The 12898-nt window shown below is 53.6% G+C and carries 6 protein-coding genes and 1 tRNA gene; 4 read left to right on the forward strand and 3 right to left on the reverse strand.

Translation table 11 applies throughout. The annotated features are described in order from the left end of the window. The first annotated feature begins 4 nt into the window (after positions 1 to 4). Together AABB31_RS14110 and AABB31_RS14115 are read left to right on the forward strand one after the other, a co-directional pair. Entirely contained in the window at positions 5 to 6715 is a 6711-nt protein-coding gene (locus tag AABB31_RS14110) for a hypothetical protein (protein ID WP_373634896.1), read from the forward strand. Between the two features lie 285 nt (positions 6716 to 7000). Continuing rightward, positions 7001 to 8083: an IS481 family transposase gene (locus AABB31_RS14115; protein ID WP_342074941.1), complete on the forward strand. Its 1083-nt coding sequence runs from the start codon at positions 7001 to 7003 to the stop codon at positions 8081 to 8083. Between the two features lie 27 nt (positions 8084 to 8110). Here the strand turns inward: AABB31_RS14115 and AABB31_RS14120 are convergent, their stop codons facing one another. Both AABB31_RS14120 and AABB31_RS14125 read right to left on the reverse strand, forming a co-directional pair. Beyond that, entirely contained in the window at positions 8111 to 9028 is a 918-nt protein-coding gene (locus AABB31_RS14120) for an integrase arm-type DNA-binding domain-containing protein (RefSeq protein WP_342077528.1), read from the reverse strand. A 161-nt stretch (positions 9029 to 9189) separates the two neighbouring features. Continuing rightward, positions 9190 to 9276 (reverse strand) — tRNA-Leu (locus AABB31_RS14125). Between the two features lie 155 nt (positions 9277 to 9431). On the opposite strand from AABB31_RS14125, the gene AABB31_RS14130 reads away from it, so the two are divergent. Then, positions 9432 to 10412: a complex I NDUFA9 subunit family protein gene (locus AABB31_RS14130; RefSeq protein WP_342078826.1), complete on the forward strand. Its 981-nt coding sequence runs from the start codon at positions 9432 to 9434 to the stop codon at positions 10410 to 10412. A gap of 2 nt (positions 10413 to 10414) precedes the next feature. Here AABB31_RS14130 and AABB31_RS14135 read toward each other — a convergent pair whose 3' ends face one another. Next, positions 10415 to 11218 carry an undecaprenyl-diphosphate phosphatase gene (locus AABB31_RS14135; RefSeq protein ID WP_373634897.1) on the reverse strand — a complete coding sequence of 268 codons (804 nt, stop codon included), beginning with the start codon at positions 11216 to 11218 and terminating at the stop codon, positions 10415 to 10417. 219 nt (positions 11219 to 11437) lie between these two features. On the opposite strand from AABB31_RS14135, the gene AABB31_RS14140 reads away from it, so the two are divergent. After that, on the forward strand, positions 11438 to 12865 hold the full coding sequence (locus AABB31_RS14140; protein ID WP_342077527.1) for an NAD(P)-dependent oxidoreductase: 1428 nt from the start codon (positions 11438 to 11440) through the stop codon (positions 12863 to 12865). Positions 12866 to 12898: the final 33 nt, after the last annotated feature.

Consider the following 12898-nt stretch of genomic DNA (forward strand, 5'->3'; position numbering starts at 1 on the left):
ATTCATGCCAATATATCTCGAAAGCAGAACCGTTCCGTTTACATTTGGAGCTCAGCACTATTACCTCGTTTACGTACCTAGCGGGTCGGAAGATAACTACTCGGCATACCGTACGACCGGTGCATTTCCCGAGCTTCCTGGAATGGGTCCATGGGGGCTATTGATTGGTTCGCAAATAGACGTTCCATTCCCGCAAAATAGCGATCCACGACCTGGTGATGCCTATGATATTTCAGGTCAAAGTGATCCCCGAGAATGGGCGAAGACAAATCGAAACTCAGTAGAGATATATGGCGCCGGTGGAAATGGAACGCCATCCGATGTGGAAGTGTGGCAGGAGATGTCCCGTGTAGCATGGGAAATTTCTGGTGAATTCACATATAAGGCATCTAGCGGGATGAGTGCCGGCATTATAGGGCCAGAGCTTAACTCTAATTCGTTTGCCGTTTCAGTTATCTTACATACAGAAGCTAATCTGAGTATTTCGACTTCTGCACACCCGATACCAAGAATTGCACCGGGTAAGACCACTTGGTTGGGCACAACGGGAGCGGATCTGATGGAGTTGAGTAGTCCTCAAGTCCAAAAAGCAAGAATTGAAAGCTTATTAGGTGGAGTGGGTGCCGATACTCTTAGTGCGGCCAATACTGACAAAAAAGCGACATTGGTTGCTGGTGCAGACACCGAGATTGATCGACTTATTGGTGGTAGCGGGAATAGCGATTTCTATGCGTATTTTAATCAAGCTGACCTTGCTAGCTCTGACATCATTGTCGGAGGCTCTGGCTCAGAGGTATTTTTTGTTGTCGATCACAGTCTTGCCTTGGCTGGTGGTATTCCGGACCATGGGCTGAAAGGAACAGAGTCTGGAGTGAGTTTCGCGCATAAGGGTAGCCTGATCGGCTCGGGCGGTAGTATTGACGGCGGTGACGGTAACGATACGTTAGATTACCACCATGTTACCGGACCGATCTCACTATTGCTAGATGGAAACAATATTCAGAATGTCGAAACAATTAGATTGAAAAATGAGCTTGATGATCGAGTTTGGGTGTCGGCCATTGACGGTAATACAGAAGTTCATGGTCTATTGGGCGATGATCTTTTTTCAATTAGTCAGTTATCTCAGGGCGTCATGATTGTTTCCAATCCTGGGGTATTTAGTAGTGGACATCTGGTTGAGGAAGTTGACGGCAGTGGCAGTCTTCGACTTCATGGTTTTGAGTTCTTAGAGTTGACAGATTATGATGATGACGCAAACTTACGTCTATTTGATGAGAGCGGGCAGGAAACTTTCGGGCCGGGCCGGCTAACATTGTTTGCCAGAGCCGGGAAAGATGAGATCATTGGGACATTAACTCACGACGATCTCCACGGCGGTCTAGGCGATGACATCATCGACGGGGGCGATGGCGCGGACTGGTTGTATGATCGGGGCGCGGATACTCGTATCGGAGAGGATCAGTCGTTTGATGAATATGCAGCACAGGTCTTGGCCTATGACAGCACGGGCAACGATATCCTGCGTGGCGGAGCCGGATCGGATGTCCTTGTCTATTCCGGCGGCACGGACACATTCTATGGCGAAGAAGGTGACGATTATTATTTCTCGGCAAGCCAAATCGGTTCCGATCCAGGCGGAAACGATAATCTGACCATCATCTTCTCGGAAGATACCAGCGACCCCGAAAACCTGCGCCTGATCGGAAATGATCTGATTGCGGGGAATGGCCGGTTCGTGGATGAGGTGATCTTTGAAGGGCTCAGCCTCTCGGATATCAGTGTCAGCTATGAGTTTGAGCAAGTGTATCTGGGCAGCGAGGTCGTCGCATTCAATCCGATCTATACAAGCTGGTTTCAGGATGCCGAGCCCGCAGCGCTGGATCATTATGCGACCGTCGGATCTTATCAGGTTACAATCCTTGAAACCGGTAGCACGCTCACCATCGAGAATGTCATCGGTTTTTTTACAGGCGGAACGGCTCAAGGTGCGCAGGCCAGCATCGAGGCATCAATCGCAGTGCCCTTTGTCATGCGATTTGATGATGGTCGGCTCGATTGGGCCGGAGCTGTTCTCGACCCTGCATCGAATTACTACAGCTTCGTCAATACCCCGCTGAGCGAAGATGCGTTCAATGCTCGGGATGCATTGCGTGAAGAGCGCGCCGTTGTCGATGATCAGACGGACGGTACAGATGATGATGATGATCTGTTCGGTAACAATGGGGCGAATGGCCTGAATGGTGGCGAAGGCGACGATCGGCTGTTTGGCGGAGCAGGTGCTGACATGCTGGCCGGTGGCGTTGGAGCTGATGTTATTGACGGCGGTAGCGGTGTCGATACTGCATCTTATCTGACTTCGACCAGTGGTATCGACCTCAATACAACTTTTTCTGCGGGTGGTGGCAATACCACACCATCGGAAAACGATGCATCTGGCGATACCTTCATATCCATCGAAAATTTCGAGGGTTCGAATTTTGATGACATTATCAAAGTGCAGGATGAATCTGTAGAAAATATAATATGGGGTCATGCTGGCAATGATGAGATTGAGAGCGAGGGCGACGGCGACAAGATATATGGTGGCGACGGTGATGATAGCCTACGCGTAGTGCATGGTGAAAACCATTTGCACGGAGGAGCCGGGAATGATCAGCTCCGAGCCGGCGATGGTGCGGACCAACTATATGGTGGCGATGGAGATGATCAACTACATGTCGACTTCCATTATGATCTCCCAAACTACTATAATCCAATTGGAACCGGCAATCACGTACTAAACGGCGGTGATGGCGAAGACACCCTTGTCTTTTCGGCAAGTATTTGGAGATTCTCGAATAACGTGATTGATCTTGAATCTGGTATTGGATTTATTGAAGGATCACCGACACAGGTCAGGATTTCTGACATAGAAAATATTCGCACGAGTTATAGCAACGACCTGATATTTGGTGACAGTGGAAATAACCGTATTGACACTTTGCATGGCGCTGATCGGATTTATGCTGGTGCCGGGGATGATCACATTCGCTTTGCAGCAGGTGACAAGATTGTATCCGGCGGTGAGGGTGCCGACACCCTTGTTATAAACGCAAATAGAACGGCTATCGTTTTTGAAGCGCTGGAGGATGGTATCAAAGCTACCATTGATGCGGATCACCCCAACTATACCTACAATATGTCGGAAGGTACGATTGTCATCAAAGATGATATCGAGATCATTGAGTTTCTCGACCAGACAGTGTCATACACGGAAGTTGCCGCACCACTCCAGACTGAGTTCAAGCTTCAGGACGACTTTATTGTTATTGATGAAGGTCCAGCCCAGATCATCGATTTATTTGCCAATGACCTAAAGTTCGACAGTAATCCTCTTTCCCTACTACGCATTAATGATCAGAGCATTGAAGTTGGTGGCACTCTGACCCTTGAAAGTGGTGCCAGGTTAACACTTGAAAGCGATGGGCGGCTGACGTTTGACCAAAGAGGTGCATATGTTTGGATGGAGCAAGATGACAGTGTGACAGCAACGCTGACATATACGGCGACCGATTTTACCGGCATTGAGAAAACGGCAATGATCGATCTGACTGTCAAAGGCACAGCAAACTATGATCAAGCTCTGCGTATTGAAAACGATGTGATTTTAGTTGAGACGAACATGGATCAGGCAGAAATGCTCCGTGTGGCCAACTTCAATATCTCAAAGTCAGTCATAGCGTTTGATGGAGTGTTTGTTGACCCGAACAGTCCTCCCGCAGGTGTTGTGATTGAAGAAATAGACGGTGATACCTTTGTGCAATACGGGGCAGATGATGCCCTTATTCTGCAAGGCATTTCTCTTGATGCGTGGAAGACGCTGAGTCTGCAACGAATAGAAAGTAGCTCTGGCAATGACCGATTGGATGGAACCGAAGAAACAGAGTTCTTGGACGGTGGGGCAGGCGACGACTTCATTACTTCTGGCGGTGGCGATGACGTCATTAATGGTGGCGAAGGCAACGATGTGATCAGCCTTGGAAGTGGTAGGTATCGGGTATTTGGTGGAATGGGTGACGATGAGATCGGAACCGGATTGTTCGGCGGAACTTACGCTATTTCCGGACAAGGTGATGACATCATTTTTGGTAACGAAGGTGATGACAGCATAGATGGCGGAACTGGGAACGATCAGTTGTATGGTGATGAGGGAAATGATCGTCTCAGAGGGCGTGACGGTGACGATCGGTTGTTTGGCGGCGCCGGAAATGATGAATTGTACGGCAGTGACGGCTTTGACACGTTTGATGGTGGTGAAGGAAACGACACAATATTGTTCAATGAACTGACGTCAACGGCAATGGGGGAAGGAGCAGTTATTGACCTCCGAACCCAAATGGTTGGATGGAAGGGTGTTCATGAAAATGAAACCTTGGTCAGCATTGAGAACGCCGTCGGTACGGGCGAAGAAGACCTGATTATTGGCGATCAGTTTGCAAATTACCTAGGGGGCATAAGCGGAGATGATGTTATCTATGGCCATGGCGGTGACGATCGGTTGTTTGGAGGTCGCGACAACGATGACTTATATGGCGGCGAAGGTGACGACTACATAGATGGAGATGACGGAGACGATAATCACTATGGCGGAGCTGGAAACGATGTGATTGTTGGAAGTATTGGGGAGGACTTCTTCGATGGAGGTGATGGTGTAGATACGATTGATTTCTCCTACACCTCCAGCGATCTCACTATTGACCTGTCTACGGCGACCGCAACCTTTGCCAGTGGTCTTTTGGAGCAGATTCTAAATTTCGAGAACATCATTGGCGGTCGTGGGGATAACACTCTCATTGGTTCATCTGGTGACAATCGTATTGAAGGCAACAGAGGCGACGATGACCACTATGGCGGTGCAGGAAATGACTACATCCTTGGAAGCACTGGGGTCGATTTCTTTGATGGCGGCGATGGCATCGACACGATTGATTTCTCGTATAGTAGTGGTGCTTTTACCATAAACCTCGCCGCTTCAAATGCAGTGTTTTCAGGCGGTACAGTCGAACAGGTCGTTGATTTCGAAAACATCGTTGGAGGCTCCGGTGATAACGGTCTAATTGGTTCCGACGCGGCCAATGTCATCAATGGTATGAGTGGAAATGATACGCTAACTGGTGGTGGTGGTGCGGATTACTTTGCATTTGGCGCAAACTTTGGCACAGATACAATTACGGACTTTGAGATTTTTCATGACCGTATCGTTATTGATATCTCGGCTTTGGACTTCGCCAATCTGAGCATTACCGACACCGCTGCGGGGGCGAGGCTGAGCTTCGGCACCTCAGATAGCATCTTGCTTGAAGATGTTGCTGCAGTCGATCTTGATGCTTCACATTTGGGTTTTTCTGTGACCGATGCTGGCGTCGTTCTGCTGGATGGCTCTGCGGACAATGACGTGATCCAAAGTATTGGCTGGGGCCAGCGATACTATCTCAAGGGGTGGGCCGGTGATGATACGCTGATTGCTCGCCATAGTGCTGACGGTGCGCAGTATCTGGGTGGCCACGCGGGCGACGACACCTACGTCTACTATGCCTCTGCCGGCAACGTGACCATCTTGAACGGGGGCGAAGCGGCCGGCGGCGGGACAGATACGTTCCGCTTCGCAGACCTGAACCTGGCGGACCTGACCTTCGGTATGGAGACGTCCACCAACGCGGCCAACGGAGATTTTCTTGCCATCAACGTCAACGACGGCACTGATCATCGTGTTCTGATCGCTCATGGAGGAGAACGGATCGAGCGGTTCGAGTTTGCGGATGGATCGAGTGTTAAATCAATAAGTGTGACCGATGCTGGCCTTGCTGTTCTGAATGGTTCCGCGGGCAATGACGTGATCCAAAGCATTGGCGGAGACCAGCGATACTATCTCAAGGGGTGGGCCGGTGATGATACGCTGATTGCTCGCCATAGTGCTGACGGTGCGCAGTATCTGGGTGGCCACGCGGGCGACGACACCTACGTCTACTATGCCTCTGCCGGCAACGTGACCATCTTGAACGGGGGCGAAGCGGCCGGCGGCGGGACAGATACGTTCCGCTTCGCAGACCTGAACCTGGCGGACCTGACCTTCGGTATGGAGACGTCCACCAACGCGGCCAACGGAGATTTTCTTGCCATCAACGTCAACGACGGCACTGATCATCGTGTTCTGATCGCTCATGGAGGAGAACGGATCGAGCGGTTCGAGTTTGCGGATGGATCGAGTGTTAAATCAATAAGTGTGACCGATGCTGGCCTTGCTGTTCTGAATGGTTCCGCGGGCAATGACGTGATCCAAAGCATTGGCGGAGACCAGCGATACTATCTCAAGGGGTGGGCCGGTGATGATACGCTGATTGCTCGCCATAGTGCTGACGGTGCGCAGTATCTGGGTGGCCACGCGGGCGACGACACCTACGTCTACTATGCCTCTGCCGGCAACGTGACCATCTTGAACGGGGGCGAAGCGGCCGGCGGCGGGACAGATACGTTCCGCTTCGCAGACCTGAACCTGGCGGACCTGACCTTCGGTATGGAGACGTCCACCAACGCGGCCAACGGAGATTTTCTTGCCATCAACGTCAACGACGGCACTGATCATCGTGTTCTGATCGCTCATGGAGGAGAACGGATCGAGCGGTTCGAGTTTGCGGATGGAGAAAGTCTAACGGCCGATGAGTTCTTTTTGTAGTCTGTTGTGAGCGATACGTGAGCCGCGACTCCTATTGGCGTTGCGAGTAGGGGGAGCGGACGTTCGCACTCACAGCAGCGAAGGTGTCAAGAGATGAAGGTTTTCCAACGCGGGCCACCCATACCGCCAATCTGAAACCTTGCACCCTGGCCTGCACCAGAAAATCTTCATCTTTCCCGGAATTCGCCGCGTTCAGCTCGAACGGCTGCTAACCCTGAGGTGTAAAACACACGACTTGATCTGACATTTCTGCTCTTCTGGAGCGCAATCAAGGAGTGTCGATCAATGACAAGTATTCAAGAGAAGATCATCAAGCCGAAGCTGGGGCTGTTGGAACTGGCCAAACAGCTCGGAAGCGTGTCGCAGGCCTGCAAAGTGATGGGTTATTCGCGGGACAGCTTTTACCGGTTCAGAGAACTTTACGATCAGGGTGGCGAAGAAGCCCTGATGGATCTCAGCCGCCGCAAGCCGGTGATGAAAAACCGCGTGCCAGAACATGTCGAGAAGGCGGTCATCGAACTGGCCATCGACAACCCGGCTCTGGGTCAGAAACGGGCGTCGTGGGAGCTGCAGCAGAAAGGCATCATGGTGTCATCGTCGGGCGTCCGGTCGATCTGGCTGCGTAATGATCTGGAAACCATGAAAAAGCGCCTCAAGGCCCTGGAGGCCCGTGCCGCCCAAGAGGGTATCTTGCTCACCGAGGATCAGTTGGCCGCGCTGGAAAAAGCCAAGGCCAAGAAAGAAGCCCATGGCGAGATCGAGAGCCACCACCCTGGCTATCTGGGCAGCCAGGACACCTATTATGTGGGCACAATGAAGGGCGTCGGACGCATTTATCAACAGACCTTTGTCGATACCTATGCCCGCGTGGCGATCTGCAAGCTCTACACTGAAAAGACGGCAATCACCGCGGCCGACTTGCTGAACGACCGCGTGATCCCGTTCTTTGCAGAGCATGAGATCAGCCTGCTGCGCGTCCTGACAGACCGGGGCACGGAATACTGTGGCAAGGTCGAGAACCACGCCTACCAGCTTTATCTGGCCGTCGAGGACGTGGACCACACCCGAACCAAGGCCAATTCTCCGCAAACAAACGGCATCTGCGAGCGGTTCCATCGCACCATCAAGGATGAGTTCTACGACATCGCATTCCGCAAGAAACTGTATCGGTCAGTCGAAGAGTTGCAGGCCGATCTGGATGCGTGGCTGGCAAAGTACAACGAACAGCGGCCACATTCGGGACGTCACTGCTATGGCAAAACACCTATGCAGACCTTCCGCGAAACGCTACACATCGCTGTCGAGAAGACGATCAAAACGCACGACCAATCGGACAGTGCGCAACCCGTTCTCAGCGTCGCAAGCTGAGATGTCCGTCAGATCAAGTCTGAAGTTTTACAATTGAAGTGATGGGAATAGCAGTTCTACCCCATCTATCTCAGACCAATTCTCCAACACGATTTCATAGGCCTGACGCGACAAAGGAATCTTGTGCTCACGGCGCATTTTCATGCGCTCCGGCGGAATCGTCCACGTCTTGCTCTCAAGATCAAACTCGCGCATTCGCGCTCCCCGTGCTTCGCCGGGGCGAGTGCAGGTCAGGATTTGAAACTTCATTGCAGCGGGGATGACCGGCCAACCGGTGTATTCGTCCAACCGGCGAAGTAGTTGCCCAAACTCCGCTTCGTCTGTGATAGCTGCTCGTCCCCTCACTTTCGGCGGCAGCAACGCATCTTTCAAAGCGGCTGACGGGTCGGCTGGCGCGCGCATTGTCACCATCGCCAGCCGGAAGACAGCTGAGATGGTCGCGCGCAGCTTCTTGGCTGTCTCGCGGCGTCCAGAGCGCTCGATAGGCTTCAAAAGATGCAGCAGCTCGGCTGCGGTGATCTGATCTATCGGGCGGCTGTGAAGTGGCTTTGCGAGATCATCAATATGCCAGCGCGTCTTGCGCAAGGTGGCGTCAGCCAGCCCGCGATCAGCCAAGTTGTCGTAGTATTCATCCGCGACTTCCTTGAAGGTCATGCGCGCTTTTACATGGGCATCGATGGCATCAAGCTTCTTCTGAACCGAAGGGTCTTGGCCGTCTGCTAGCAGTCGCTTTGCATCATCTCGTTTGGCTCTCGCGTCAGCCAAAGAAACGATGGGATATTGCCCAATGCTGAGAATCTTCTCTTTGCCCAGAAACTGATAGCGAAAATGCCACAGTTTTGAACCCGTCGGACGTACCTGCAAGGACAGGCCCAAACCGTCGCTGATCCGATATGGCTTATCTTTTTGTTTTGCCTTGCGAATCTTGAGGTCAGATAGGGCCATATTGGGTAACGAAACTCCTATTCCCGAAAATCATGGCTGTTACCCAATCCGTTACCCAGAAATGCATGCGATTTGCTGGGTAACGAGGGTCAGCTATGTTCAACAAATATCAAATAAACCCCTTATTTTCAAGGGATTTGAGCATCTATGTTCGGGATGAATGGTGCCCAGGAGAGGACTCGAACCTCCACGTCCATACAGACACCAGCACCTGAAGCTGGCGCGTCTACCAATTCCGCCACCTGGGCAGGTGTCGTGGGGGCGGGATTAAGCGCGGCTGATCGCTGTGTCAACGGGATTCGCATCGAAATTCGCCAGACTTTGTCATGTGGCAACGTATTGCGCCTTGTCTGCCCAAAATGTGCCGGGTAAACCGGGGGCAACCTGCAAAGAGGCGGCCCATATGTCCAAGCTTGTCACCATTTTCGGCGGATCCGGTTTCGTCGGGCGCTACATTGCCCGCCGCATGGCCAAAGAGGGCTGGCGTGTGCGCGTTGCCGTGCGCAATACCAACGAGGCGATGTTTGTCCGCCCCTACGGCGTCGTCGGTCAGGTTGAACCTGTCTTTTGCAACATTCGTGATGATGCAAGCGTGGCTGCCGCGACCAATGGTGCGGACGCTGTTGTGAACTGCGTTGGTGTTCTGGCCGAGACTGGCAAAAACACATTCACCGCAGTTCAGGCCGACGGCGCATCGCGGATTGCCCGGATCGCCGCCGCTGAAGGGGTGGCACGTATGGTGCATATCTCGGCGATCGGGGCCGATGCGGATGCCGATAGCGAATATGCCAAGACCAAAGCGGCCGGTGAGGCGGGCGTTCTCGAACACATGCCAAACGCGGTGATCTTGCGGCCTTCGATCATCTTCGGCCCAGAAGATGATTTCTTTAATCGCTTTGCTGGGATGACCCGCCTTGGGCCTGTCTTGCCCGTTGTTGGCGCCGATACCCGGTTTCAGCCCGTCTATGTAGATGATGTTGCGGCAGCAGCAGAATTGGCCGTCACCGGCGCCGCCGAACCGGGCGTCTACGAGCTTGGCGGCCCTGACACGCATACATTTCGCGAGCTGATGCAGAAAATGCTGCAGGTCGTGCGGCGTCGCCGTCTGATCATCAATATCCCATTCTGGGTCGCGCGGGTCATGGCTGCGGTGTTTTGGTTTGGACAGGCTGTTTCGCTTGGGATCGTGAAAAGCCCGATCACCAAGGATCAGGTGCTGAACCTTGCGCATGACAATGTCGTGGCCGACGGCGCAAAGGGGCTTGCCGATCTTGATATCAAGCCAACGGCGCTGGATGCAGTGCTGCCAGACTATCTGTGGCGGTTCCGCCCATCGGGCCAATATGACGCGATCAAGGAATCAGCCAAAAATCTGAAAACCTGAATTCAGGTATAGGCGATCCATAGCAGGACCAGCCCCAGCGCGATCCGGTAGATCACATATGGTGTGTAGCTGACCGCCTTGAGCAGTCGCATCATCAATGTCAGCGCCAGAAGTGCGGCGGCAAAGGACATTGTCGCAACAATTCCGATATCCCGCAGCGCCCCGGCATCGGCCGTTCCCACCACATCAAGGCTGAGGATCGCAGCCGAGGCGATGATGGTCGGGATCGACATCAGCATTGAAAGCCGGGCCGCATCGGTCCGGGTATAGCCAAGCATCCGGCCTGCCGTGATTGTGATCCCAGATCGCGAGGTTCCAGGGATCAACGCCAATGCTTGCCACAGGCCCATATGTACCGCGTCTTTGAGCGACCATTTTTCGGCTGTTTTTGTCAGCGGTCCTGTCTGGTCGGCCCAATACAGGACGACACCAAAGATAATCATCGCCCAGCCGATCACCGCAATGCCTCGCATCGCGTCCGACAAACCTGTCAGTTTCAGGAACAGGCCGAACAGAATCACGGGGATGGTGGCAACGACAAGGCAAAGCGCCAAAAACGCGCCCTGGGTGTCAACCTTCCCCCGGATCAGCCGGAGCGATCCGAAAAACGCCATACGCACATCGGCCCAGAAATACAGGATCACCGCAAGTAGCGTGCCAACATGGGCAGCAACGTCGATGACCTGACCCTGATCCTCCAGCCCCGTCAACGAGGGCAGAAGAATAAGATGCCCAGATGAGGACACGGGTAGAAATTCGGTAATTCCCTGGATCAGTGCAATCAGGAGTAGGTTGAACGTGGTCATTGGGTCGCCGGTTTTGATTCGATTGCGCCAACCTAACCCGTTCCAAAATGGGCGAAAGTCTCGATATAGGTCACATATCGGACCTAATTATCCGCATAATTGTGTTGAGTGCATTGCCTGAGCGACGAAAATTTGCATTAAAGGTCAGCAATACTGCCTTTTCATCGCAGAAAAGCTGTTCTACAAGGTGGCTCGCCTTAGAATTTAGGAGAATCTGGCATGGCTGGCCAAAAGATGCTGAAGTTCACTGCTGTTGCCCGCGACATGCCAGAAAAGCGCCCGCCGGATTTGCGGCGTGAGGATTTTGGCGAAATCTATGCCGACTACGCGCGTGAGAAGGCCGCCGAGCAGGCCAGCCGTTGTTCGCAATGCGGTGTTCCCTATTGCCAGACCCATTGCCCGCTGCACAACAATATCCCTGACTGGCTGCGGCTGACTGCAGAGGGTCGGCTGCGCGAGGCCTATGAAATCAGCCAGGCCACGAACACTTTTCCCGAAATCTGTGGCCGGATTTGTCCGCAGGATCGTTTGTGCGAAGGCAATTGCGTGATCGAACAATCCGGGCATGGCACCGTGACCATCGGCTCGGTCGAGAAATACATCACCGACACCGCCTTTGCCGAAGGATGGGTCAAGCCGATCCAACCTTATGCGGAACGCGGCGAAAGTGTCGGCATCATCGGGGCGGGACCCGGCGGGCTGGCTGCGGCTGATATGCTGCGCCGCGAAGGGGTGCAGGTGACCGTCTATGATCGTTATGACCGTGGCGGCGGGTTGCTGACCTACGGGATCCCCGGCTTCAAGTTGGAAAAGGACACAGTCATGCAGCGCATGGCGCAGCTTGAGGAGGGCGGCGTTCAGTTCGTGATGAACTGCAATGTGGGCGACGACCTGTCGTTTGATGCCATCCGGGGCAAGCATGACGCTGTGCTGATCGCGACAGGGGTCTACAAAACGCGCGATCTGCCCGACTCTGGTGCAGAAGGCATCGTGAATGCCATCGACTACCTGACCGCCAGCAACCGCAAGAGTTTCGGTGACGATGTGCCGGAATTCGAAAGCGGCGAACTGAATGCCGTGGGCAAGCGCGTGGTCGTGATTGGTGGCGGTGACACAGCCATGGATTGCGTTCGCACAGCTGTCCGCCAAGGCGCGGAAAGCGTCAAATGCCTGTACCGGCGCGACCGGGCGAACATGCCCGGATCGCAGCGCGAGGTGCAGAATGCCGAAGAAGAAGGCGTTGAATTCGTATGGTTGTCCGCGCCCAACGGGTTCGAGGGTGATGCGGTCACCGGCGTCAAGGTTCAGAAGATGCGCCTTGGTGCGCCCGATGCGACGGGTCGGCAGGCGCCAGAGCTGATCAAGGGCGCTGACTATGTCGAGCCCGCAGATCTGGTCATCAAGGCGCTGGGTTTCGAACCCGAGGATCTGCCCAAACTTTGGGGCGTTGACGGGTTGGAAGTAACCCGTTGGGGGACCGTAAAGGCGGATTTTGGCACTGGTGCCACCAGTCTTGATGGTGTGTTCGCAGCCGGCGACATTGTGCGCGGTGCATCGCTGGTTGTCTGGGCCATCCGCGACGGGCGGGATGCGGCAACCGCGATTCTGGACTATCTTGGCCAAACCGCCACGGTCGCCGCTGAATAGCTGCTGCCGACCGCCTTAAACCTTCGCCGAATG

This window comes from Yoonia sp. SS1-5, from assembly GCF_038443705.2.
Taxonomy (GTDB): Bacteria; Pseudomonadota; Alphaproteobacteria; order Rhodobacterales; family Rhodobacteraceae; genus Yoonia; species Yoonia rhodophyticola.